The sequence below is a fragment of the Amphritea sp. HPY genome (assembly GCF_050870985.1).
Classification (GTDB): Bacteria; Pseudomonadota; Gammaproteobacteria; order Pseudomonadales; family Balneatricaceae; genus Amphritea.
The window spans coordinates 688,737-715,392 of the sequence record NZ_CP194015.1; the positions used below are offsets into that span (position 1 = coordinate 688,737).

The 26,656-nt window shown below is 50.7% G+C and carries 16 protein-coding genes; 11 read left to right on the forward strand and 5 right to left on the reverse strand.

The annotated features are described in order from the left end of the window. Positions 1 to 469: 469 nt before the first annotated feature. The 10 genes from ACQUQM_RS02820 to ACQUQM_RS02865 all read left to right on the forward strand — a co-directional run bounded on the left by ACQUQM_RS02820 (position 470) and on the right by ACQUQM_RS02865 (position 19,303). Positions 470 to 2,713 (forward strand): putative bifunctional diguanylate cyclase/phosphodiesterase, encoded by a 2,244-nt coding sequence (locus ACQUQM_RS02820; protein WP_432472964.1) that lies wholly within the window; start codon positions 470 to 472, stop codon positions 2,711 to 2,713. Between the two features lie 513 nt (positions 2,714 to 3,226). Then, positions 3,227 to 4,147: an AAA family ATPase gene (locus tag ACQUQM_RS02825; protein WP_432472965.1), complete on the forward strand. Its 921-nt coding sequence runs from the start codon at positions 3,227 to 3,229 to the stop codon at positions 4,145 to 4,147. Between the two features lie 12 nt (positions 4,148 to 4,159). Beyond that, positions 4,160 to 5,152: a DUF58 domain-containing protein gene (locus ACQUQM_RS02830; RefSeq protein WP_432472966.1), complete on the forward strand. Its 993-nt coding sequence runs from the start codon at positions 4,160 to 4,162 to the stop codon at positions 5,150 to 5,152. 236 nt (positions 5,153 to 5,388) lie between these two features. Further along, positions 5,389 to 7,371 carry a transglutaminase TgpA family protein gene (locus ACQUQM_RS02835; protein WP_432472967.1) on the forward strand — a complete coding sequence of 661 codons (1,983 nt, stop codon included), beginning with the start codon at positions 5,389 to 5,391 and terminating at the stop codon, positions 7,369 to 7,371. Positions 7,372 to 7,419: 48 nt separating this feature from the next. Further along, on the forward strand, positions 7,420 to 8,175 hold the full coding sequence (locus ACQUQM_RS02840; RefSeq protein WP_432472968.1) for a M48 family metallopeptidase: 756 nt from the start codon (positions 7,420 to 7,422) through the stop codon (positions 8,173 to 8,175). A gap of 208 nt (positions 8,176 to 8,383) precedes the next feature. Then, positions 8,384 to 10,189 carry a methyl-accepting chemotaxis protein gene (locus tag ACQUQM_RS02845; protein WP_432472969.1) on the forward strand — a complete coding sequence of 602 codons (1,806 nt, stop codon included), beginning with the start codon at positions 8,384 to 8,386 and terminating at the stop codon, positions 10,187 to 10,189. 300 nt (positions 10,190 to 10,489) lie between these two features. Then, positions 10,490 to 11,608, forward strand: coding sequence for a porin (locus ACQUQM_RS02850; protein WP_432472970.1), 1,119 nt, complete (start codon positions 10,490 to 10,492; stop codon positions 11,606 to 11,608). 268 nt (positions 11,609 to 11,876) lie between these two features. Continuing rightward, on the forward strand, positions 11,877 to 13,034 hold the full coding sequence (gene nosP / locus ACQUQM_RS02855; RefSeq protein ID WP_432472971.1) for a nitric oxide-sensing protein NosP: 1,158 nt from the start codon (positions 11,877 to 11,879) through the stop codon (positions 13,032 to 13,034). Then, positions 13,031 to 15,640 (forward strand): NahK/ErcS family hybrid sensor histidine kinase/response regulator, encoded by a 2,610-nt coding sequence (locus ACQUQM_RS02860; RefSeq protein WP_432472972.1) that lies wholly within the window; start codon positions 13,031 to 13,033, stop codon positions 15,638 to 15,640. Before nosP ends, ACQUQM_RS02860 begins: the two co-directional genes overlap by 4 nt. Positions 15,641 to 15,925: 285 nt before the next feature. Further along, complete coding sequence (locus tag ACQUQM_RS02865) at positions 15,926 to 19,303, forward strand: EAL domain-containing protein (RefSeq protein ID WP_432472973.1); 3,378 nt, start codon at positions 15,926 to 15,928, stop codon at positions 19,301 to 19,303. A gap of 40 nt (positions 19,304 to 19,343) precedes the next feature. Here the strand turns inward: ACQUQM_RS02865 and ACQUQM_RS02870 are convergent, their stop codons facing one another. After that, entirely contained in the window at positions 19,344 to 20,012 is a 669-nt protein-coding gene (locus tag ACQUQM_RS02870; protein WP_432472974.1) for a response regulator, read from the reverse strand. 621 nt (positions 20,013 to 20,633) lie between these two features. Between ACQUQM_RS02870 and ACQUQM_RS02875 the strand changes: the two genes are divergently transcribed. Continuing rightward, positions 20,634 to 22,751, forward strand: coding sequence for a cache domain-containing protein (locus tag ACQUQM_RS02875; protein WP_432472975.1), 2,118 nt, complete (start codon positions 20,634 to 20,636; stop codon positions 22,749 to 22,751). Positions 22,752 to 22,821: 70 nt separating this feature from the next. Here ACQUQM_RS02875 and ACQUQM_RS02880 read toward each other — a convergent pair whose 3' ends face one another. Genes ACQUQM_RS02880 through ACQUQM_RS02895 form a run of 4 tightly spaced genes read right to left on the reverse strand, consistent with a single transcriptional unit; the run spans position 22,822 to position 26,578 of the window. Further along, complete coding sequence (locus ACQUQM_RS02880; RefSeq protein ID WP_432472976.1) at positions 22,822 to 23,610, reverse strand: ABC transporter permease; 789 nt, start codon at positions 23,608 to 23,610, stop codon at positions 22,822 to 22,824. Next, positions 23,610 to 24,371 (reverse strand): ABC transporter ATP-binding protein, encoded by a 762-nt coding sequence (locus ACQUQM_RS02885; RefSeq protein WP_432472977.1) that lies wholly within the window; start codon positions 24,369 to 24,371, stop codon positions 23,610 to 23,612. Before ACQUQM_RS02885 ends, ACQUQM_RS02880 begins: the two co-directional genes overlap by 1 nt. Then, a complete protein-coding gene (locus ACQUQM_RS02890; RefSeq protein ID WP_432472978.1) occupies positions 24,371 to 25,351 on the reverse strand; it encodes a YVTN family beta-propeller repeat protein in 981 nt (326 codons plus the stop codon). Before ACQUQM_RS02890 ends, ACQUQM_RS02885 begins: the two co-directional genes overlap by 1 nt. A gap of 33 nt (positions 25,352 to 25,384) precedes the next feature. Beyond that, positions 25,385 to 26,578 (reverse strand): ABC transporter substrate-binding protein, encoded by a 1,194-nt coding sequence (locus ACQUQM_RS02895; RefSeq protein ID WP_432472979.1) that lies wholly within the window; start codon positions 26,576 to 26,578, stop codon positions 25,385 to 25,387. Positions 26,579 to 26,656 lie beyond the last annotated feature (78 nt).

Consider the following 26,656-nt stretch of genomic DNA (forward strand, 5'->3'; position numbering starts at 1 on the left):
TCCGGTGATGGAATTGTCGGCTAAAAGTATTAATTGCAGCTGTATGAAAAGGTAGGTTTTAATACAAAGCGGGTCAGCTATTGTGACAATGACATAATACTTTAGTCACAATTGGTCAGGCCAGTTCTGTTTTAACCGTTGTAATAACCGCGGCTCTCCTATAGATTGGCCCAGAATCTAAAAGTCTGATACATAATTCAGTGCAAAAAAATAAAAATTTGTACATGAATATCTTCCGATTCAAGTTTAGCTGTAAAGCATGCTTGTAATGATTTTTTTAATCCTGCTCGTAATATTTTGCTCCGATAGTGGCGAACTTATTATCTGAATTCTCGAAGCAGGGGCATTGGGTTAATGGTTGACCCGATCTAACATAGGACGTCTGGCAGTAAGGAAGTTTTTAGTTTTTAACACAGTTTGTGAGATCTGAAGTCTCAGCCTGTGTTTGTTGTATGGTTTAGATTAGTATTTGAGCGAATTACCTGTATTACCCGTAAAGAAACGTCACCTCTACACTTTGCTAATTTTCCTGCTGTGCCTGATCGTCGGATTGTTCTGGACCCGGCAGGCGATCAAAGCTGACGAAAAAGATTACCTCTCACTTTTGAATGATGTTGCCCAGGCTCAGGCTGACCTGATCGAGCGACGGCTTTCCCGGTCGATGCTGGCGACTAATTTTCTTGCCCATACTGTCATCGAAAATGGCGGCTCAGCGCCTAAGTTTGAATATCATGCCCGGCGGCTGATCGAGACCCTGGGCGGTATATCCAATCTGCAGCTGGCACCGGACGGCATAGTCAGTTCTATCTACCCTCTGGCCGGCAATGAAAAAGCGATCGGTCACAACATTCTTGAGCACGATGCCCGCCGTGATGAAGCCTGGCAGGCGATCAATGAAAACCGGACGATTATGGCGGGGCCTTTTGAGTTGATTCAGGGCGGCGTGGCGGTTATCGGCCGGCGACCGGTGACGATCAGAGATGATACCGGCGAACATTTCTGGGGCTTTGCTTGTGCCTTGATCTTCCTTGATGAACTTATCTCGGCCACCGATCTACCGGTGTTGGAAGACAAAGGCTATCGATTTTCTCTGCATCACAATAGCAGTGCCGGTCGGGGCGAGTCATTTTACCGTACCGCAAACTGGCCAAGCGTACCAAACAATGAACAGCAAGTAGAACACCGCGTTCAGATTCCCGGGAGTTCCTGGTCTCTGGTGGTCAGTAAAGATTACCCTCTGATTCCGTCGTATATTACCGGCGCATTATTGAGTGTGTTGCTGGCAGGCTTGGTAAGTTTGCTTGTATACCGCATCCTGCATCAACCGGAGCTGCTGCAGCAAAAGTTGCGTGAGAGCAGAGCCAAGCTGGAGCATTTGTCGTTTTACGATATTCTTACCGGGCTGGCAAACCGCAAACTGTTTAAGCAGGAGTTGCTGCGCCTGAATGAAGATAATCAGCACAGCCAGCAGGGCGCCGTATTGCTATATATGGATCTGTCGGGTTTCAAGCGGATCAATGATTCCTATGGTCGTAAAGCTGGAGATCAGGTGTTGATCGAGGTAAGCCAGCGCTTACGTAGCGGGGTGCGAGCTAATGATATGGTTGCCCGGCTGGGGGCTGACGAATTTGCGATTTTGCTGAAGAACGTAAAGTCTACCCAGGGAGCTCGACGGATTGCGGAGTCGTTGCAGTTTGCTATAGGCCAGTCATATTTACTGGAACAGCAGGAGGTACAGATCTCGGCTTGTGTCGGTATCACGATGCTGCCTGCCGATAACCCTGATGCCGGTTGCTGGCTGCAGAACGCTGATCTTGCCCTGTATGCGGCTAAGCAGCAAGGTAAGGATGGGATATCATTTTTTGATCCGCATATTCAGACCGCTGTGACGCAAGGCTTGCAGCTTGAGCAGGAGCTGAGGCAAGCGCTCGAAGAGGATCAGCTTGCTCTGTTTTATCAGCCCCAGGTTGATCTCAAGCAGCAGCAGGTTATCGGTTATGAGGCGTTGATTCGTTGGCAGCATCCGGAAAAAGGCCTGCAATCCCCCCTCAGTTTTATTCCGGTCGCGGAAGAGTGTGGCTTGATTGTGCCGATCGGCTATTGGGTTATAGAACAAGCCTGTCGGATGATAAAACATCGTGAGGAGCAGGGGCTGGAATCCAGGTTCGTCGCGGTTAATCTATCTCCGGTGCAGTTTCAGGATCCACAATTGATCACCCGGATCAGGGAGATTGTTCATCGTATTGAGATTGATCCGGCCCTATTGGAAATTGAGATTACTGAAGGTTCATTGATCGAAGATGTCGGGCAGGCGGTTGAGGTGCTGCACCGTATGCGAAGTCTGGGGCTGACTATCTCTATCGACGATTTTGGTACAGGCTATTCTTCCCTGGCGCAGCTGAAACAGCTGCCGGTTGACAGGTTGAAGATTGATCGCAGCTTTATTGTCGGTCTGGCCAGTGACCCCGATGATCAGATGATTGTTGGAGCGGTAGTGGCTATGGCACATAAGCTTGGTCTGAAGGTGGTTGCTGAAGGAATTGAAACCGAGCAGCAGTTGGCGATGTTGACTTCTTGTCATTGCGATATTGGCCAGGGCTTTCTGTTTGGTCGGCCTGAGCCGGAAGCCCTGCACAGTGTTGAGTCCCTTAAAGAGCAGTGCAGTGTTGAGTCGGTCAAAGAGCAACGCAGCGTCGTTCAGGGGCAGGTCTGATGCCTGTCAGGGCAGATATTCATATTGATGAAATACTGAAATGGACTTTGAATGGTTTGGTTATTTCATTAAACATCCTATCTGTCTGAGTCGATGCGGTTTAGTGATCAGTAATATATATTACTGTTTATTAAGGTTTTTTATGTTTTTCTTTGGGTTGGCATCAGTATTGCTCTTGTTTAATTGTTAAATGGTAATTGTAAGACGATAGATGCTAAAGGCTCAGCTGCGACGGTAAACTAAGATCCCCTCCTTTGTTTACCTTGGCATCACTCTCGAACAGAAAGGCGGGATATAGCGTTGCTTGCCAGTTAATCTGCATTATTTGGAATAGCACTCTTAGCCCCTCATTGAGGGGCTTTTTTTTAAGCCGTAGCTCGAGCATCGCATTATATGTGAGGTCTGAGCCTTGAACGTCTATTCGATTGAGCAACGAGTAACAATTATTGCTCGTTCCCTATCTGACTCCGGGCTATAGTGACTACAACACTTTTCATCTTTGCAGGGGATACGATGAGACAGCAGGTCGAAGCGGCTATTAGTGCAGTGGGGCAGGTGTTTTATGGCAAGGAGTTGCAGGTCAGGTTAGCACTGAGCTGTATTTTCAGTCAGGGTCATCTGTTGATAGAAGACCTGCCGGGTATGGGCAAGACGACTCTGGCCCATGCTTTAGCCAAAGTGCTGGGGCTGGATTATCAGCGTTTGCAGTTCACCAGTGATATGCTGCCGGCCGATATACTAGGGGTTAATATTTTCGATCCAGGCAATAACAGTTTTAAATTTCACCCAGGCCCTGTCTTTACCCAGCTACTACTGGCCGATGAGGTTAACCGGACCACACCTAAAACCCAGTCGGCCCTGCTTGAGGCGATGGAGGAACGAAGGGTTACTCTTGATGCAACGACTTACGAATTGCCCGCCCCTTTCTTTGTCATCGCTACGCAAAACCCCGTGACCCAATACGGAACGTTTCCGTTGCCTGAATCCCAACTGGATCGTTTTCTGATGCGGATCGAGCTGGGCTATCCCGATGCCAAAGCTGAGCGGGAGCTGTTAACTGGTGGTGACCCCCGCCGAAGGATGGATCAGCTTGAACAGGTGATTAATCTGCAACAACTGCAGCAGATTACCGATGCCTGCGCAGCGGTAAAAGCTTCGGACAGCGTGATCGACTATCTGCAGCGTATTGTTCGGTATAGCCGTCAGACCGCGGAATTCAGTTATGGTATTTCGCCCCGGGGCGCATTGGCCCTGCTCAATGCCTGTCGTAGCTGGGCGTATATTCATGGCCGTGATTATGTGGTGCCGGAAGATCTGCAGATGCTTATGGGACCAGTACTGGGCCATCGCTTGCGGGTCGCCGATGATGTCGGCAGTATCGCCGGTAAAGGGCTGATTCAGCGCTTGCTGAGCCAGGTTGATGTAGTTGCCTGACGGAGCTTGATAATGACAGAAATCGCAGCGGCAGGTTTCAGGAAACGACTCCGTAAGTCGGTACTGGATTGGGCCGTACGGCGTAGCCCCCGATCCCGCCAGCTGACCCTGAAGCAGAAGCGGATCTATATCATGCCCTCCGCCGCCGGTTTCGGTTTCCTGTTGCTGCTCGGCATCATATTACTGCTTGCGATAAATTATCAGAATAATCTGGCTTATGGTGTAGTTTTTTTGCTGCTCAGCTTATTCATCATCACGATCATCCATACCTACGCAAATATGTCAGGTCTGACCATCAGCTTTGTTCGCGGGCATCACTGCTTTGTTGGTGACGATGCGGCCTTTGAACTTCAGCTGAATGCTGCAGCGGGGCGTCAGTATCACAGCTTACAGCTGAGCTGGCAGGATGGGGCGGAAACAGCGCTGGACCTGGTTGATGGCAACGATGAATCGGTTACCCTCTACCTTCCGGCACGGCAACGGGGTGTGTTGCCCGCCGGAGTTTTGTTGATTCAGACCTATTACCCGCTGGGGCTGATTAAAGCCTGGAGCTGGCTGGACGCGGATCTGCAGGTTTTAGTCTATCCTCAGCCGATTGCAGGTGGAAGTCTGCTCGAAACCGCATCGGGGCGGGGGGATGGCCGTGAATCCGGGCAATCAGGGGCTCAGGAATTTGCCGGGTTGGAACAGTTCCAGCAGGGGATGTCACCACGGCATATCGCCTGGAAGCAATATGCCCGTGGGCAGGGGCTGCTGGCGAAGCAATACGTCGATTATGCCGAAAAGAACTGCTGGCTGAGTTGGCAGCTATGGCCAGAACTCGGCACTGAGGCACGTTTGTCCCGTTTAACCTGGTGGACTTTGCAACTGGAAAAACAGGGCGCGTTTTATGGTCTGATACTGCCTGGTACAGAGATTGAACCGGGCCGGGGAGAGCTACATCGGAATCGGATCCTGCAGGCGCTGGCGCTGTTCCCCCACGGTCAGTCAGGAGATCCGCAATGAAGCCTGTCTGCCAGTTAACCCGCTGCACTATGGTCTGGATGATACTGAGCACTAAGGGCCTGGGAGCGCAAATACGATGAAGCCTGTCTGCCAGTTAACCCGCTGCACTATGGTCTGGATGATACTGAGCACTAAGGGCCTGGGAGCGCAAATACGATGAAGCCGCTCTGTCAGTTAACCCGCTGCACTATGGTCTGGACGATACTGAGCACTAAGGGCCTGGGAGCGCAAATACGATGAAGCCGCTCTGTCAGTTAACACGCAATACTATGATCTGGATGATAGTAACTATCCTGATGGTGATACTGCCGTTTGCCGGTCACATACCGTCCTGGATATATGCGCTGGCGTTGCTGACAATTGGCTGGCGGCTAATGGTGCATCGTGGCCGCCTCGATTTTCCCCCTGGCTGGTTGCGCCTGATGCTGGTTGCTGTTTGTCTGCCCGCGCTGTTTTTCAGTTTCAAACAAGGTTCAACCCTGGGGGCTACTGTAGCTCTGCTGTTGGTGGGGTTTCTGATCAAACTGCTGGAACTATATCAGCGGCGGGATGCGCTGGTGGTATTGTTCATAGCCTACATTCTGGCGGCCTCAGTTTTTTTGTTTAACCAGAGCATTCCGATGGCGCTCTATATCCTGCTGACGCTGATAGTGATTACAGCGACGCTGAACACTGTATATCGTAGTGAGCAGGAGAGTAATTTCTGGCACCCTATAAAACGATCTGCATTGCTCTATATGCAGGCGATTCCCCTGATGTTAGTGATGTTTCTTATATTTCCCCGGATTCCCCCGCTCTGGAGTGTTGACCCTGATGCCGGGCAGGCATTTTCCGGACTCTCAGACAGTATGGCTCCCGGTGATGTCAGCCGCCTGACCCGGTCCGCCGAAATTGCTTTTCGGGTTACTTTCGAGGGGGCTGTGCCGGTAGCCAGCCAGCGTTACTGGCGGGGCGTTATCTATGACCAGTTTGATGGTCGCAGCTGGCGCCGGAGTGAGCAGGCAGAGTCGCAGTTTTTTGCCAAAGCAGCGTTAAGGCAAACGCAGACAGAGCGCTACCGCTATCAGGTTATTATGGAACCAACCGCGCAGCGCTGGCGTTATGCGCTGGACCTGCCACAACAGGTTCCGGCAAACCTGGTACGTAACAGGGATTTCACCTTATCGGCAGCTGAACCTCTGATGCAACGCAGCCAGTACAGGATCACTTCCGCGCTGGACTATGGCAGTTGGTTGTTGTCTGAATCTGAGTCGCAGCGTTACCTGCAACTACCGGCCAGTGGTAATCCCCGTAGCCGCAAGCTTGCCCGGGATTGGCTGCAGGCCACCGCGGATGATCAGTTCAAATTTATTTCCCGACTGTTACAGCACTTTACTCGCCGCTTCAGTTATACCCTTGAACCACCCGGGTTGCAGGGGGACAGTATCGATCAGTTTCTATTTCAGACCCAGCGCGGGTTTTGCGGGCATTATGCCGGTGCCAGTGTGTTCCTGTTACGGGCAGCCGGTATACCGGCCCGGGTGGTTGGCGGTTATCAGGGCGGGGAACTGAACCCGCTGGATGGCAGTATGACGATCAGGCAATACGAGGCCCATGCCTGGATCGAAGTATGGCTTAAGGGACAAGGCTGGCAGCGACTGGATCCAACGGCGATGGTGGCCCCTGAACGGGTCGAACAGCCGGCGCAGCAACTGTTCGGTACTGAGTCTGGGTTTCTGGCCGACGCGTTGCTGGCCCGAGCCAGCCTGGGCAATCGTTGGTTACAACAGATGCGCTGGCAGTATGACGCCCTGAACTATGGCTGGCACCGCTGGGTGCTGAATTTTGAAAATGAGCAACTTAACTTGCTGGAGCGGTTACTCGGCGGCATCAGTGTATTAAAAATGTTAATGCTGCTAATGATACCGGCGGTTATTGTACTGCTATTGCTTAGCTACAGCTTGCTGTCAGGTCGCCGCTCAGCCGTTGATCCGGTTGAGCGATGTATTGCCAGATTGAACTGCAAGCTGGCACGGCTTGGCTTACAAAGAGGCTGCGGCGAAACGGTCACCGATCATGCCAGACGAGTCGCTGAGGTCGTTCCGGAACTCGCAGTGGAGATCCATGAAGTTGCCGCTTGCTATGAACAGATTCGCTATGCGGGGAATGCCTCTGAGCAGGTTAAAAAACAGCTATATAAGGCTGCTGATCGTTGTTATGCTCAGATCCCTTTAAGGTAACTTCGGCTTTAGCTTTTTCATTTTTTACTGGTGTTCCGGCGATATCTGATGTTTTCACTGTTTAAAAATCGTTTACCGCAGCATGATCTGCTGCAGGATGACTGGTTGCCGGATAATACGGAATACCAACTGACCCGCAGTCGGCGGCGTAAAACAATTGAGATTCAGGTCCGGCCGGGTGCTGTTCGGGTATTAGCCCCGGCGGCTATATCTCAGGCCAGAATTGATCATTTTGTCGCGGCTAAGCAGAGCTGGATTAAAAGTCGGTTGGCGGGTTTTGCACAACAACCGGTTGCTCAAGAGATACCTGCTATCGATAACGGGTCTGAGTTGCTGTACCTGGGGAAGCGATATCCATTGCTGATTCTGGAACAGCAAGAAAGCAGCAACGTTAACGTTGAGCAGGGCTGCATTGTGTTGCATCTGTCCCATCGTATTCGTCGTCCCCGCGAGGCGGCGATCCATCATCTTCTGGAACAGTGGTATCGGCAACAGGCTGAACAATATATCCGTAACCGGACTGATTATTGGGCGGCAATTATGGGGGATCAGCCTGCCGCAGTCAGTGTCCGCAGCTACCGGCGTAAATGGGGCTGCTGTAATAGTCGTGCCGAGTTAAGGTTTAACTGGCTGTTGATTATGGCGGAGGAAGAGGTTATCGATTATGTGGTAATCCATGAGATGAGCCATCTGCAGCACATGAATCATTCGCCACAGTTCTGGCAGCGGGTTGCTCGTTTTTGTCCGGCATATAAAAACTCGAAACGCTGGCTGCAGCAACATGCTTTTCAGCTGCGATGGTGAGTTTATTATCTGAATCTTGCCCTGGATCAGTGTTTCCTATGTGTCGATAGGGTAGTTGTTGATCAGTTTCTGAATGTTTAAATGAACGTTTAATATAGCTTCAGTTAAGTACTTGAAATGGGTAAGCTTTATAGTTGTGAAAATTAAACATATGTTTTAATGAAAAAATTATATATCTGATACCAACAACAATAATAATGTGGATCAAATGAACCTGTATGACGCAGTAGAAAGTACCTTCTTCCATTCACTGACCCGTAAAATTATCGGCAATGTGTTGTTTCTGTTACTGCCATCGGTGCTGTTTCTGGTGGCTGGTTACTATTACCTTGAGCAACTGAACGGATTTATTCAGGCGGCCAGAGTAAGTGACGGCGTATTACGGCAGATTAATAGCCAGTTACAAACCTTGTATTATCTGGGCGGGGGTATTTTTGTTTTTGCGATTATCTCGGCGTTGTTTACCGTCTTCTTTATGCGCCATATCTTTCTGCGACCGATTCGCACTATGATCGATGTCCTCAGTGCGATTAAGGAGAAGGATGGTGATATTTCAGCCACCCTGCCCGAATTTACCCATGATGAAATCTCTACTATGGCTGCCAGCTACAACGGCTTTGCCAGCAGCCTGAAAAAGATTATTGCCCGGACCCGGAATCATAGTGTGCGGGTTGCGCTTAGCGCCACTCAGTTGAGCAAAGTGCTTAAAGAGGTACATCAATCCACCAGTGAGCAGGAGCAACAGGCCCAGCTGGTGCTGCAGTCAAGTCACGAATCGACACAGGCGATCGAAGAAGTCGCCGGTAATACCCTGAATATTTCTGAATATACCAGTAATAACCTGCGTGAGATTAAGGGGTCGAGCAATGAGCTGGAACAGGTTCTTGGCCAGATACGGACTATCACCGAGCTGGCAGCGGGTTTTCAGTGTACGGTGGAAAAGCTGAGTCAGAATTCCGCCAATATTACCGATATCCTGTCGATGGTTAAGCGTTTCTCTGAGCAAACCAACCTGCTGGCACTGAATGCCTCAATTGAGGCGGCCAGAGCTGGAGAGGCCGGAAGGGGCTTTGCCGTGGTTGCAGACGAAGTACGTAATCTTTCTCAGCAAGTTAAGACGGCAACGGCTGAGATTGACGAGAATATTGTAGTAATGGCTGAGCTGGTACAGGATACCCGGGCTAATTCGAAAAATATTCTCGATTATAGCCGCAATGCTGAAGACTTTATCAGCAATACCAGTGAGCAGTTTGGACGTCTGGTCGTTGATTTTGAGCAGGTGAACGGGCAGCTTACTACGATCAGTTCCACTTTGGACGAGCTGGCTTATACCAATAAAGAATCTCACAGCCATGTCGAAACAATTGCCGGCATCAGCGGAGACATCCGCAATGAAATGGCTCGCTCGCGGACCTATTCAGCTGAGCTTGAGGCGTCCACTGAAGAGACCCAGGAGTTGTTGTCGCGTTTCATCATCGGTTATGGCAGTTTTGAAAAAATCATTCAGTCCGGGCGGGATTGGACCCGCCAGGTTCAGCAGGCGCTGGAGCAGTTACAGGCGCAAGGCCTGGATCTGTTTGATCAGAACTATCAGCATACTAATCAGGGCTTACCTGAAAAGTATGACCTGAGTTATACCGATGCTTATGAGAAACTGATCAGGCCGATGTTTGAGCAGTTTCTTGGTCAGCAAACCGGGCTGATTTATGCAATTGCTGTGAATAATGATGGTTATGCTCCGGCGCATCATATCAGGGTATCTGAGCCGCTGACCGGTGATTTCAGCATTGATAATGTTAAGAGCCGTCACCGTCGTATCTTCTTTTCCACCCGGGCGGAGAAACGCCGGGCGACCCATACTGCGCCTTTCCTGTTGCAAACCTACGTCCGTGATACCGGGGAAGTGCTCAACGATCTGTCCTTTCCGATCTATCTGAATGGTAAGCACTGGGGTGGATTCATTATGGGCTTTGAACCGCAACTGCTGATAGACAGCGATACATCCCCTGAATAGTCCGGAACGTCTTTTCTAAGAAACCATCAGACTAATATCTGATGGTTTTTTTTTGCCTGAAAGCAGTATTATCAGACTTAGGCACTTCCCCTTAAGGTATTACTTCTGTGCTTAGTCCTTTTAGATGAAAGCTATTGGCTGGTGCGGCATCTGACGGTCGGGGGTCAGAAGAGCAGGGCGGTATCAGAGCCCAAAAAAGGGCCTGTCCGGCACAAAAGCAGCGTGTTTCCAGCAGAGTATCTGCGTCACTATTTTCATCACAAAAAAACAGTTCAACGTTGATGATAATTGAGGGGCAAGATGAATAATAAAAGCATGCTAATCAAACTACTGCCGGTTGCTGTGGCCGCGGTGATCAGTAACAGTGCCAGTGCTGCGATTACGCTGTACGACCAGGACGGTACTACCTTCAGTGCTGATGGACATTTTAATGCGTTTTACACCTATCAGGATGTAAACGATAAAGTTGCCGATACCAGCACTAAGACCTCCCGGGTACGAATGGGTTTTTTGCCAAACTATATCGGCTTTAATGTCGCTAAGCAGAGCGGTGATCTGACCCTGGGCGGTCGCTCATCATTCTGGGTGTCGATCAACGATAGCAACCAGGATGGCGATGATACTAAAACCGATTCCATGATTGATGTGCGTCAGTTCTACGCCACTGTTGATGGTGACTTTGGTCAGGTACTGTTTGGTAAGGATTTCGGTCTGTACGGCCGCACTAATATCTTCAGCGATGAGCTGCTGCTGGGTGTTGGCTTTGCCCCCGCTGCCACCTCTAATACAACCTTTGGTAATATCACTACCGGTTACCCATATGCCAATCCGGTCGCGCAAATCACCTACCGTAGCCCTGTCAGCAGTGGCTTCCAGGTCGCTGTAGGTATTATGGATCCGAATACCACCGATTCTGCCAGTGATCAGAGCAATAATGCCCGCTTTGAAACTGAAGCGACGTACAGTGCCGATTATAACGGTACCGGGATTAAAGCCTGGATCGGTGGCGCGTTTGGCGATTCAACAACGGCCGGTGTTGATGCGACTGGCGTCTCCTATGGTGCTCAGGTTAAAGCCGCAGGCTTTGCCCTGACCGCATCCGGTTTTGATCAGGAAGGTATCAGCAGCGTGTTTGCCAGTAATACCCTGACCGCTGCGGATGAGTCTGAAGGTTTCCTGGTTCAGGGTTCTTACAGTGTCGGGGCTAATCGTTTTGTACTGTCCTATGGTGAAACTGAAAACCAGGCGTCCGGTTCTTCCCTAACAACTAAGGACAGCCTGAGCGGTGTCGCGATGTTCCATGATATCAATGAAAACCTGAAGCTGGTGGCTGAATACACAGTACATGAAAGTAACAACGGTACTATTGATACTTCAGAAACCGATACCTTAGCGCTGGGTGCCACGCTGAGCTGGTAAGCACTGCGCTTGCGCAGAAATAATCTTAGCGTATAGCTGCAGCGGGCCATTAACCCCTTCAATGGCCCGCTTTTTTTGTGCTACTTAAGTAGTAATGTGTTCTTTTGTAAATTATATGTAAATCAGTCACTTACGGTTTTATAAGTGGTTGGTTGCAAATTATATTCTGTCCCCAAGTACAATTTTTATTCGTTGGCACTCTCCTTAGACTGTAGTTATAGCCATTAGTAGCTGTAGCTATTATCAGAACCGACCGGGTTGTCCAGCGATGCAATTACCTCCGATACCACAACAAGCAGAACTTCGTACCGCCAGTACCAGTGTCAGGAATGAACGGGAGGCAGCGTTATCCTTGCATCAGCAGCTGGATTGGCCGGAGCTTGGTTTTGTGTTGTTTTTCTGTTCTACCGAATATGATCTGCCGGCACTGGCTGAGGAGTTACAGGATCAGTTCAGTGACATTGCAGTAGCGGGTTGCACTTCTGCCGGCGAAATTACTGCCCAGGGTTATGGTCAGGGATGCGTGACCGCGATCGGTTTTGCCGCGTCCGAGTTTGCTATCAGCGCCCGGCTGATTCACAACCTGGATCAGTTTAGTTTCAGTGATGCCCAGGCGGTGGTGGATCAGTTAACGGAGGATTGTCAGCAACAGCAAATCGCGCCGATTATCGGTAACAGCTTTGTCCTGACCTTGCTCGACGGTCTCTCCACCCAGGAGGAGCAAGTACTGGTTACCCTGGATTCAGCACTGGGCAGTATTCCTCACTTTGGTGGTTCAGCAGGTGATGATATCTGTCTCGATAATACCCACGTTTACTTCGATGGACGTTTTCATAGTGACGCCGCGGTGGTGCTGATGATCAATACCCGCTGTCGTTTCGAAGTGTTCAGTATGCACCATATGCGAAGCCGGGATGAAAAGCTGGTGGTGACTGCCGCTGACAGCGATCAGCGGCGGGTTCTGGAGTTGAATGCAGAACCCGCTGCCGTCGAATATTCGAGGGTGACCGGGGTGCCGCTGGATGAACTCAATCATCAGGTGTTTGCACTTAACCCTATCGCAGTACGGATCGGCGATGAGTACTTTGTGCGCTCGATTCAGAGTGTTAACGATGACCTGAGTCTGACGTTTTACTGTGCCGTAGAGAACGGCATAGTGATGACGGTCATGGAGTCTGGTGAGATGATCGCGCAGCTGGATACCGAGTTGGCGAAAATCGAGCAGCGGGTCGGGGACCATCTGTTGACCATCGGATGCGACTGCTTTCTGCGCCGGCTTGAGCTGGAGTTACGCGATCAAAACAGGGCCATGTCCGGATTATTGAACAGGCATAAGGTGGTTGGCTTTAATACTTATGGCGAGCAGATCGGTGGTATGCATATCAATCAGACGTTTACCGCGGTTGCAATCGGGAGAGTGGGATGAATACCAGCGTAAAGTCATCTGCCGCCGATACTCAACGTTTGCAGCAACGCATCGATCAGTTAGAGCAGGAGAATCAGAAGTTACAAAAGATTAACCGGGTCTTGATCGAAAGGGTTGAGGTCAGTGCGACCACCCGCACCGATCCCTACGCTGCGTTTGAGCATTCGGTCGCACTGGCTGAACAGGTGAGGGAGCGAACCGAAGCCCTCAATATCGCCCTGGCCGACCTAAAGGTCAGCAATCAGGCGCTGACCCGGGCTAAGCTGGAGGCTGAGATCACCCATCAGCGCCTGATCGATGCCATTGAAAGTATTTCCGATGCCTTTGTTCTGTTTGATAGTGAGCGTCGCATCGTGCTCTATAACAGTAAGTTTTCCTCGTTCTGGGAGGATACCGGTGTCACTATCGCGCGGGGCACTGCGATTCAGGACATTAAGCGGCTGGCCACAGAGCACGGTGTGATCGTTGAAGAATATGTCGCCGAAGAGGCCGATAACAGCATTGTCTATCGGCTCAATAATGACCGCTGGGCGCAGATGAGTGAGCGGCGCACCCGGGATGGTGGCCTGGTTATTCTGTATACCGATATTACCGAACTGAAACAGCGTGAAACGGCGCGTCGGGAACGGGCCCTGGCTGACAAGTCCCGGGTGCTGCAAAACACCGTGGATAACCTGTCTCAGGGAGTTGTCCTGATCAACGCCCAGGGGCGGTTGGAAGTCTGGAATCAGCGCTTTGCTGAGCTATCCGGATTTTCTGAAGAGCGGCTCAATCAGCAACCGGTGTTCGATGATCTGATCTCGGATTGCGAGCTGATTTTGTTAACGCCATTTACCAACAGTCATAGTGGTCGGGCCGCGATTGAGCTGGAGCAAAGCCTGAGCAACGGCAAAGTGATCGAGATCAGGACCCACCCAATGCCTGAAGGTGGCTTTGTTAATACCTATACCGATATTACCGAACGCCATGAATATGCTGAAACACTGCGTGAAAGTGAGCAGTGGCTCCGGCTTATCACCGATCACGTACCGGCCCTGATCGCCTATGTCGGCGATGATCTGCGCTTCCAGTTTACCAATAAGGTGTATGAGGACTGGTATGGCTGGCCTCGGGAGGCGTTAACCGGTAAGACAATTACCATGGTGCATGGCGGGCAACAGTTTATTAAGCTCAAACCCTATATTGACCGGGCACTGTCCGGGGAAAGCGTCACCTTTGAGATTGAAGAGCTGGACCCCCAGGGCAATCAGCGCTTTATGCTCAAAGCCTATGTGCCCAATCTGGATGCAGAGGGTCAGGCCGTGGGCTTCTTTGTCCTGATTCGGGATATTACGGAACGTCGCAAGACCGCTCAGGCGTTGCAGGACTCCTATCAGACGATGGAGCAAAGGGTGATCGAGCGGACCTCTGAACTGACCAAACTGAATGATCAGCTATGGCAGGAGATTACCGAGCGTAAACAGGCCGAGGCACGCCTGCGTGAAGCAAATAAGCATGCTGAACAGGCTAACCTGTCAAAAACTAAGTTCCTGGCGGCGGTTAGCCATGACCTGTTGCAGCCGTTGAATGCCGCGCGGTTGTTTACCGGTGCATTGCTGGAGCAATCAGCAGGGGCAGAGAATAAACACCTGATCAGTTCGGTCAGTACTTCGCTGGAAGATGTCGAATCGTTGCTCAGCACTCTGGTGGATATTTCCAAACTGGATGCCGGGGTTATTGAACCAGATATTACGGCATTTCCGGTGACGACCTTGTTGCAGAATATCGCCAATGAGTACCGTCAGATCGCCGCCAGTGAGGGGCTGACTCTATGCTATAGCGGCTCGTCGGCAGTTATCTCATCGGATTCACAACTGCTGGCGCGGATTCTGCGTAACTTTCTATCTAACGCGATCCGTTATACCGAGCAGGGTAAAGTGCTGTTTGGTTGTCGGCGCAAGCGTAACAGCCTGGTGATTGAGGTCTGGGATACCGGTGCCGGTATACCGGAAGAGAAACTGACCGATATTTTCCTTGAGTTCAAACGTCTGCAGCCCCAGCAAACTGAAACCGATAAGGGGCTTGGGCTGGGGCTGGCGATAGTCGATAAGATATCCCGAATGCTGGGGCATCGGGTCAGTGTATCCTCTGTTGAAGGCAAAGGTTCTGTTTTTTCTGTTGAAGTACCTTATGGTGAGCTGCCTGAAAGCAGCCTGTTACCGATGCAGAATCAGCCGTTGCCGCAACAGTTTGATCAATTAGCGGGCAGTGAAATATGGGTGATCGATAATGACCCGGCCATCTGCAGGGCGATGCAAACCTTACTACAGGGCTGGGGTTGTGAAGTGATAACCGGGCTGTCGTTGGCGGGTCTGATCGAGCAGGTTGATCTGCAACAACCGCCGCGGTTACTGATAGCCGATTATCATCTTGATAACGGTGAAAACGGTCTCGATGCTGCGCTTGAATTGAACGGGAAGTTACAACAGCCGGTGCCGGTTCTGATGATTACCGCGAACTACTCGAGCGAGTTAAAGCAGACAATTCGGGAGCATGGCTATCTGCTGATGAATAAGCCTGTGCGACCACTGAAGCTTAAAACAACCCTCAACCATCTGCTTAAGTAAGCCCTTACAGGTACCCATATTGGTGGCATGGGTATTATTTTTTACACCCAACACTGGTTAAATGATCACTGCAGGTCATTCAATCTACTCACTATTTTGTCCCTATCTGACTTTTCAGAGGGGTCGTAACAGGTTAGTGAGGACCGGTGACCGCCATCAACATTAATGGTGAGCAGGTGTCCTATGAGTTGTAACCGGTCCCGGTCTGTCTGTTTTTGGTTGCTGCATATACCGCTTCTGACATTGTTGTTGCAGGTCTGTTCTGTGCAGGCTACGGAACTTTGGTTGAGTGAAGCTGAAAAAGCCTGGTTGGCGGCGCATCCTGAAATTCGTCTGGGGGTCGATCCACAATGGCCGCCGTTTGAGTTCATTGAGCAGGGCGAGTACCAGGGAATAGCCGCAGAATACATTGTGCTGCTGCAGCAGCGGTTGCCGCTTAAGCTGGTGCCGCAGCAGGATCTGAGCTGGCGTCAGGTATTGGATACCGCCAGAGCGCGTCAGCTGGATCTGTTGCCGGCGGCTGCAGAAACTGCATCCAGAAGTGAGTACCTGTTGTTCACCGAACCTTATCTCAGCTATCCGATGGTTATTATCACCCGCGATGATATGCCCGATATCACCACGCTGGATGATCTTTCTGAACGTCAGGTCGCGGTTGTGCAGGGCTACTTTTCCCATGACACCCTGAAGGCAAATCATTCGGAACTTAAACTGGTCAGCTACGGCACTATTGATAGTGCGCTACAGGCGGTAGCCTTAGGCCAGATCGATGTGTTTGTCGGCAATATGGCGTCGGTCAGCTTTGCGATTAAGCAGCAGGGTTTGAGCAATCTCAAGGTCGCAGGAGATACCCCTTATAACTTCAAACTAGGCATGGCGGTGCGCAACGATTGGCCAGAGCTGGTTGGTATTTTGAATAAAGCGCTGGCCAACATCGATACCGGGACCGCAGCCGGCTTGCAGCAACGCTGGATCAGGCTGGAGCATCAGGAGAGTCGAAAATTACGCAATTACCTGTTGCTGTCACTGCTGGTTATCGGTGCTGTGATTCTCGGTTTACTGGGGGTTTTGTTCTGGAATACCGAGCTACGGCAGGAGGTCTTATCCCGTAAGAAGGCTGAGCGTGCGCTACGTAAGAGCGAGAACCGGTTGCTAAACTCGCAACGAATTTCAGGCGTTGGATCCTGGGAGTGGTCGCTCAAAAGTGGTCGTATGTACTGGACCGCCGAGCTGTATTCAATCCTGGGTTTTAAGCCGGCGAATACTGTCTCATCATATGAAAATTTTATCGGCGCGGTTCATCCGCAAGATAGTAGAGAGCTTGAACGGCAGCTGCAGAGTGTGGCCAGCGCTTCTCCCGGTATGGACTACGAGTTCCGTATCCTGTCGGCGGAAAATCAGATCCGATATGTGCGCTGTCAGGGACGACGCGAGTTTAAATCCAAACAGGTAGTCGGTACCCTGCAGGATATAACGACGGCTAAATTATCGGATCTGTTTTATCGCGGTCTGGCGGAGAATGTATCCGGCAAGAGTGGCGATGAGTATTTTCAGAGTGTCGTAACCTTATTGGCGCAAACCTTCAGCTGTGCCTATGCGCTGGTAGGGGTAAGGGACAGTGAGAATCCTCAACGGGTTAATATTCGTGCAGTGTTTGCTCATGGCGAGATTGTTGATAATTTCAGTTATAGCTTGCAGGGCACTCCCTGTGAAAATGTAGTCGCCAGCACGGTGTGTATCTATCCTGACAATATTCAGCAGCGTTTTGCCGGCGATCAGCTGTTGCAGGATATGCAGGCCGAGAGCTATGCCGGAATATCCCTGTTTGACTCTGACGGTAGTTGCAATGGGTTGATAGCGTTACTGGATGTGCACCCACTCAACAATACTGAAGCGATCGGCGGGTTGTTGCAGATAGCGGCGAGTCGGGTGGGTGCCGAGTTACAGCGAGAGGTCGCAGATAAACAGTTACAGCTGACCGCCTCAGTGTTTGAAAATACCCGTGAGGGGATCATAGTTACCGATGCTGACAAACGCATTATGATGGTTAACAAGGGCTTCAGTGATATCACCGGCTTCAGTGAAGGCGATGCGCTCGGGTTGCGACCTGAACAGTTGTTCAGTTCAGGGCATCATGATCGCTTCTTTTACCAACAGCTGTGGCAGACCTTAATAAGCGAAGGTAGTTGGCAGGGAGAGATCTGGAACCGGCGTAAGAACGGAGAAGTATTTCCGGCACTGCAGAGTATCGAAAGGGTGTTGAACGGAGATGGCGAAGTCGTACAGTTTATCAGTGTATTTACTGATATAACCGAAAAGAAGATCGACGAAGAGCGCATTCAGTACCTGGCACACTATGATCTGGTAACCGGATTGCCAAACCGGATATTGTTGAACGACCGTTTGAGCCATGCCTTGGATCGGGCCGGGCGGGTGTGCCGTAAAGTCGGTGTTATGTTTATCGATCTGGACCGGTTTAAGTTTATTAACGATACCCTGGGGCATCATATGGGGGATCTGCTGCTACAGCAGGTCGCCCAGCGCCTGGGGCGGGGAATACGTCAGTCTGATACTTTGTCCCGCCTGGGCGGTGACGAGTTTGTTATCGTTATGGAAGATATCGAAGATACCGGAGCTTTACAGAAAACCGCCCGTAAACTGATGCTACAACTTGAAGAGCCAGTTGATCTTGAGGGACATCAGGTTGTAGTGAGTTGCAGTATTGGTCTTAGTCTGTTTCCCGATCATGGCGAGCAGGCGGAGCTACTGCTGAAAACCGCTGATATTGCGATGTACCATGCGAAAGATACAGGGCGTAACCGGTTTGCCCTGTATTCTCAGGATCTGCAACAGAACACTTACGAGCATTTTCAACTGGAGAGTAAGCTGCGCCAGGCGATAGATGATGAACAGCTGGTATTGCACTATCAGCCGCAGCTGAATCTGCATAATGGTTGTATCGAGCGGGTTGAGGCGCTGGTGCGCTGGCAAACAGATGCTGGTCTGGTACCGCCGAATACCTTTATTCCCCTGGCGGAAGATACCGGATTGATCGTGCCTCTTGGTTGCTGGGTTTTGCGTCAGGCTTGTATGCAGGGGCGTATCTGGCTCGATCAGGGGATGCCGGTAAGAGTTGCAGTTAATCTGTCTGCCGGTCAATTGTCTCGCAGTAATATGTTCCAAACCGTCGAGAATGCATTGCAGCAAACGGGGCTGCCGGCTGAATACCTTGAGCTGGAAGTAACCGAAAGCTATATCATGCAGGATATAGATCAGGTGGCAGAGACCCTGAATCAATTGCGCAGTCTCGGAGCCAGTATCAGTATCGATGACTTTGGTACCGGTTACTCTTCTTTGAGTTATCTGAAGCAGCTGCCGATCGACAGCCTCAAAATCGATCGCTCTTTTATCCGTGATATACCGGACGCTAAGAATGACGAAAAGATCGCTGCCGCGATCATCGCAATGGCCCGTCAGCTGGGCCTTGAGGTGATTGCCGAAGGTGTGGAAACTCAGGCTCAACTAGAGTTTGTGCAGCAGCGTTGCTGTGATCTGGTACAGGGGTTTTACATATCCCGGCCTCTGACCGCAGAAGGTTTCTCCCGCTGGATGCGAGAGCATGAAACCTGCCAGCCGACCGAATCATTAGCTTGTATAGACTAGCGGATACAGGTCCTGATGGAGGGTGTTGAAAGTCGTGTGCTCAGCGCTTCAGGTATTCGCTGAAGTCGATGTTGCCGGCGGATAAAACAGCCTGAATCCGGTTATGCACACCGAGCTTTCTGAGAATCGCTGAAACATGGGCTTTAACCGTAGTTTCGGCGATATTCAGGTTATAGGCTATCTGCTTATTTGATTCACCTTCAGACATTCGTTCCAGTACCAGTAGCTGACGGCGGGTCAGTGAAGACATCATCTCGGGTGGAATCTGACTCTCTTCGTGGCGCCGATGGACGCGGCTGGCTGGTTTATCCGAGCGGATAATGTCTGATGGAAGATAAACGTTTCCGTCGAGAATCTGTTGCAGTGCTTCGGTCATCTGCTGACGGGGTGAGGATTTAGTAATAAAACCGACAGCACCGTAAGTAATCGCCTGCAGCACGATCTGTTTATCTTCTTCTGCCGAGACGATCACCACCGGGATAGTCGGGCAGTCGTTACGCAAAGTGATCAGGCCGTTGAGACCATTCATCCCCGGCATGTTCAGATCCAGCAGGATCAGGTCCAGGTCATCATGTTCCCGGGCCAGCTCGAGAGCGGCATCAAGATCTTCAGTTTCCAGGGTTTCACAGGTGGGAAAGCCGCTGGCAATGACATTGCCGATGGCTTCGCGAAACAACGGGTGATCATCGGCGATCAGTATTTTATACACATTATGCTCCCAACTCAGGCTACAGCTACCGTGGTTATATCAAGTATAAATTAAACGACGGATCAGCCCTGATTATATTTATTATTAATCGGGTTTACCTGATCCGCTAGCGGGGAAGGATCAGATATTTCTTGGTTATCGGTTTAACGGCTGAATTATTGTTCAGACGTCGAAGATTACAGCTTCTCTTGCTGTATTACACCTTTTAGTGGTGTCAGATTAAATTGAACCATTGGGGCAAAAAACCAGTACTAAAGTACTGGTTTTGCTGTTGTGGCTATCTGCTTATGCTGCAGTTCTTATTGCGAGCGGTCTGCAACATAACGTTTCAGTTAAGCCGTAAGCGGAAGTGTTGAATTCGTTTCTGAGGCGACGGTATTCGGGTTATGTCTTGATAGTGACTGCGGCTCTGTCAGCAGCATACGTTTGAATAGAGGGTTAAGTTACAGGGTATAGTTAACCTTCTAATATGTAAGGGTTAATGGTTGGGGTTATTACTTCGGTGGTACTTGAACTACCTGCTGGAAAGCTTAGTATGAGAGTCTGCTTTAGAACAATTTGACGGCTGCCGGATATAGCCCTCTAACTTAGCTGGATGCTTTGTTTTGTATTAAGTCAAATATGAGTTTACATATCAGCCCGCACCGAATTTCCCGTTATATTCTCTGGGGCGTATCGGCGATCGTTATTATTATGCTGATCGCTATTGTGGCCTACTTCATTGTTAATGACCGGCAATATTACCAGCAGCAACTCGATAGTCTGCAACAGACCTTTCTTGAAGAGCAGCGCCTGCGCTTGAATGACGAGTTGGATGATGCGGAAACCTTTATTCAGCTGAGTAATGCCAGTGCTGAAGAGACGCTCAGACATGAGTCGCAAAGCCAGGTTCGCCAGGCGCTGAGTGTAATGCGCAGTATATATGAGCAGCAACAGCATAAAATGCCTGAAGCCGAGTTGCAGCAACTGCTGATTGAATCGGTCCGGGATCTGCGTTTTTTTAATGGTCGTGGCTATATCTTTATCGATGATATGAACGGCGTTTGTATTCTTTTGCCTACAGCGCCCGGGCTGGAAGGGACCTCGCTCTACGATAATCAGGATGATACCGGGCACTATATTATGCGTGGACTGATCGATGCGGTTAGAAACCCAGAGCAGTCCGGTTTCTCCCGTTACCGTTGGTATCCGCCAGAAAATGAAGAAGAGATGGCGGATAAAATCGCCTATGTGGAACGGTTCCAATCCTATAACTGGATCGTAGGAGGTGGTGACTATATCTACCGTATTGAACAGGATCTGCAGTTAACGATTTTGCGTCATCTGAAGAATATCCGGTTTGATAACAATGGTTATATAGCGGTGCTCAAGAATAATGGGGTGGTGCAGGCCAGTGCCGCTTCGCCGCAGTTGGAGGGTATGCATTTCGAGCAATTCAGTAATGCTTCAGATCAGGAGAGTGCTCGTCGTGTTCTTGAGATAGCAAAGGATGGCGGCGGATATCTGTATTATGACTGGACGCTGCCTGGACAGGCTAAAAGGGGAACTAAGCTGTCTCTGGTGAGACCTCTCAAGCATTGGGACTGGATTCTGGTCGCTGGTATTTATGAAGATGATATTGAGTCGTTAATTCAGGCTCAGAAAGATGAGTTGGATCGTCAGTTGCAGGAAAATACGAGAAAACTGCTCCTGTTGCTGGTTATTCTTTGTGCCGCCGTACTGATGGTGACCCGGCTGTTTAGTCGTTGGTTAAGCAGTCAGTTTGATAACTATCATAGTAGTATTGAGCAGCAGAAAAATCAGTTGGTTGAGTATGCGCAGTCCATGGAGCTGAGTGCCCGAATTGTTGAGGCGGCCTATGAAGGGATCGCAGTAATGGACCGGGACAATAAGATTCTTCAAGTTAACGATGCTTTTAGCCGAATCACGGGTTACTCCAGTGACGAGGCAGTAGGACAAAACCCTAAACTACTGGCCTCGGGTAAACATGATTCTGCGTACTATCATCAAATGTGGCAGGAACTGCTGACTCAGGGCGGTTGGCAAGGTGAGATCTGGAATAAGCGTAAGGATGGCACGGTCTACCCTGAGTGGTTATCTATTACCGCGTATCTTGGACCAGATGGACAGATTCAGAACTTTATCGCCACCTTTACCGACATAACCCGGCGCAAAGCGGCTGAGAAAAGACTGCGTATCCTGGCCGAAAATGACCCATTAACAGAGCTGCCTAACAGGCGTTCGCTGATGCTCTATCTGGAACGTGATATTGCTATATATCAACGCTATCAGACACCTCAGCTGGCGGTTATGTTCATCGATCTTGATCGATTTAAAGAGATCAATGATAACTTTGGTCACGATGTCGGCGACATGGTGTTAATTGAAGTGGCCCGCAGGTTAAAAGATACAATTCGGGTATCAGATATTGCCTGCCGTATCGGTGGTGATGAATTTGTGCTGATTGCCAAGCAGTTGCCTCAAGATGCTGACAATGGCTTTGAACCGCTGGCGGATCGTCTGGTGAAAGTGTTTTCTGAGCCGATGGTGGTCAAGGGTGAGCGCCTGCTACTCAGTGCCAGTGTTGGTGTTGTTATCTGTAATGACAATGAAAGTGACGCCCAAAGGTTGATGAAGAAAGCCGATCAGGCGCTTTACCGGGCCAAAAACAATGGCCGGGCCCAAGCGTTTATCTGCCAATCAGATACTGAATTGAATGAATCGAAAGAGCCGGCTTAAAGGCTCTTTTCAAGTGGTTCTTTCCTGATGCTCCATTCTTTATGCTTCTTGCCTGATGCTTCTTTCCTTATCAACCCCGGCCACCTTTCTGGGGTTGAAAACCGCTGACCGCCAGAATTGATGCGATCAGGGTGATACCAGCCGTCACCAGCAGGGCTTGCAGATTGAGCTGCTGGTAAAGCCCGAAGCGAACCAGTTCTACGGCATGGCTGAAAGGGTTAAAGCTGCACACCCAGAACAGCCACTCACTGGCCTCGCGCATCTTCCACAGTGGATACAGAGCAGAGGACATAAAAAACATTGGGAAAATGACGAAGTTCATTACCCCGGCAAAATTTTCCAGCTGTCTGATCCGGGCCGAAATAAACAGGCCGATAGCGCTTAGCATCAGCGCACTCAATAGCAATGCGGGCAGTACGGTAATCAATCCGGCCAGCGGCGGTTCAATTCCCCATAACCAGGCGATAGCCAGAAACGCATAAACCTGCAGCATTGAGATCAGCGCACTGGCAATCAGCTTTGCCAGCAGCAGGAATGGTCGCGGCAGGGGGCTGACCAGCAGCACCCGCATGCTGCCCATTTCACGGTCGTAGACCATCGATAGCGAGCTCTGCATGCCGTTAAACAGGATAATCATGCAGCACAGCCCGGGGACTATATACACTTCATAGGTGATATAGGTTTCATAGGGCTCAATAATCGATATTCCCAGTGCCGCACGGAAACCGGCGGCAAATACTACCAGCCATAACAGAGGGCGAACCAGCGCGCTGAGGAAACGCGAACGCTGCTGCACGAAACGCAGAAGTTCCCGCTGTAACAAACCATTGAAACAGATCAGATAAGCGCTGAGTTTCATTATCTATCTCCACCGCTGGTATTCGCTTCCCCGGCCTTTTCTCCGTTAAGGGTGAGCAGTTGGAAAGCGTCACTGAGTAGTGTTTTTTGAGTTTGACTACAGATATCCTCTGCGCTGCCCCGGGCCAGAATATCTCCCCGGTGCAGTATGATGACCGGGTCATGTGGCTCAACTTCTTCAATCAGGTGAGTCGCCCACAGCACCGTCAGTCCGTCAGTTTGACAAAGTTTCCGTATATGTTGGTTGAGTTCGCTTCTGGCCTGAGGGTCGAGGCCAACAGTCGGTTCATCCAACAGCAGAATCTGTGGCCGGTGTAGCAAGGCGCGGGCGATCTCTACCCGCCGTCGGTGTCCGCCGTTGAGGGCGCGAACTTTGTCATTGATCCGCTCCGCCATGTGCAATCGTTCCAGTTCTGCAGCGATGCGCGGCCGGGCGGCGGCCGCACTTATACCATGTAACGCCGCATGATATTGCAGGTTCTGGCCAACGGTCAGGTCCAGATCCAGGGTGCTTTGCTGAAACACTACACCCAGCTTTCGCATCACATTAGCGGGATGACGACGGATCGAGTCGCCGCTGATAGTGATCTCACCCTGCTGCAGCGAGTAGAGGCGGGTCAGCAGGGCGAACAGGGTGCTTTTGCCTGCACCGTTAGGCCCCAGCAGGGCGTTGAACGCCCCCGGCGTCAGATCAAAATTCAGCTGATTCAGCGCGGCTTTCTTGCCATAGCTGAAGCTAAGATCACGCACTTCAATGGTCATCAGGATTTAATCCGTACGCCCCATGGGTAGCGACCCACTTTGATCGATTTAGTGACCTTCATCTTATTAATATCGATCACTGAGATATCGCCGCTGACACCATTGGTGGTTAACAGCTTTGTCTGATCGGCGTTGAAATCCATATGCCAGACCCGGCGGCCTACCAGCAGGTAGTCGATCACTTCATAGGTTTGTGCGTCGACCACGGCGACGTGGTTGGCCGGACCCAGCGCGACAAATGCGTATTTGCCATCATCGGTCAGCCTGACACCAACCGGCTGGACCTTATCCGGGTGAATGCCTTTGATCTTAAAATTAAGCTTGTGCTGAATCTGGCGGCTGGCAACATCAATAACCGAGACGGTGCCGCCAATTTCAGACGAGGCCCAGAGGATGCTGCTGTCCTGGGTGAATTCGACATGGCGGGGGCGCTGATCGACCAGGGTGTTATCGATCAGTTGGTTAGTTTCGGTATCGATCCAGTGCACCATGTTGGTGGTTTCACTGGTGCTTACCGCCCACTTGCCATCGGGACTGACCGCCATGCCTTCCGGTTCTACGCCGACATCAATCTGCGCCAGTACTTCATGGGTCTGGGTATCGACGACTGTCACCAGGGCGTCATCTTCGTTGGCGATATAGAGACGACGATCATCCGGATGCAGGGCAAACTGCTCCGGATCTTCGCCGGAAGGCAGTTCGGCAATAATACTGTGATCCTTCAGGTCCATTACCTGAACTGTGTCGGAGTCACTGGCGCAGATGTAGAGTTTGCTGCGGTCCTGACTGAAAATGATACCGCGGGGCCGCTCCCCGACATTAAGGGTTTCGGTAACTTCCATGCTATCCAGATCGATGATCGAGATAGTGTTGTCTTTCTCATTCGATACATAGGCTTTTTCTGCCAGTACCGGAGTACTGCAGAGCATGACGCTCAATAGCGTTGTCAGAAGGCGGGGTTTACTTTTTAAAGGGAGCATATACTGAACCTGTATTTATTAATCTTATATTTATTAGCTTTGAAAGCTTGCTGTGCAGGCGGATTCAGGCTTGTCGAAGCCCAGTGTATCCAGCTCTGTGACCGGGTGGAGGAAACCTTCCAGTGGCGGTTGTGAAACCAGGGAGCGGGGCTGCACCAGGGGGATAGGCTGGCGTAACTGACCACTCCAGGGGCGGAAGTTGAGTTTGCGCCCTTTAAAGCCGGCCAGCTGAAAACTGTCTGACAGCATAAAGTTGAACAGTTGCTGTGCATCGTTGGTTTTGCTTTGGGTGACCGCCTCGCCAATGGCCCGCATTGCAAGCCAGGCGGCATAATCCTTATTGTTCATCCAGCGCTGGCTCAGCTTACCGAATCGGCTCTGTAGCTGTGCGGCACCCCACTGTTCGACGACCCGGTGCCAGGCAACCGGAGTGAGGCCCTGGGTACCGGCAACCGGACGGGGATACCAGGTGTTGAACATCACATACTCACCAAAGTCCCCTCGTTCATCGGCGAGAACCACCAGATCATACTCATCGGTTTGGGTGAACAGTGGCAGTTCGCTCTGGGCGGTGCGGCGCAGGTCGGTATCGAAATCCCAGGTTTTATCAGCCACGATATTGATGCCGAAACGTTTAGCGCTGCGCTTCAGGGCATCCGCGTATGCGATATCTTCGGGTTGCTGGCCTTTGATCAGAAGCCAGTCGCGCAGTCGGCGGGCACTGCTCCACTGCCCCAGAGCATCGGTCAGCATCGCCCGGCTAGGCAGGGTATGCAGAGTATTCGGCAGGCACTGGCTGGTACGGATATCGTTGTCGTAACTGCCGGCATTCAATACCAGAGCCTGATGTTCTGTTGCCAGGGTTGTTAACTGGTTAAGTTGGGCAGCAGGCAGATCAGCAATCAGCAGTTTAATACCTTGATCAAGCCATTGTCCGGCGATTGCGCTGACTTGTTCAGGATCCTCGGCCAGGGCTGTTTTCAGTGAGTATTGCTGTTTCAGGAAGCGGCCGGTGGTGTTGTTGTCTTTCAGGCCCAGCTCGGCGCCTTTGAAACCCCGGTCTTCAGGTTCCGGTAACAGGTTAGACAGTACCGCGCCCTGGTCAGGGTGCCAGGCTATAAAACCGATTTTTATCTGTAGCGGTTCTGCCAGCAGCAGGGTTGGGAAGCCCAGAGCAAGTATCAGTAACAGTGCCAAACGGCTAAACAGCTCATTAATCTTAAACACCAGTCTCAACTCCAATAAATTCCAGAGTTTCAGGATAGGCAGGAAAGGGCACGGATTAAATATGAAGAAAGTACCAAT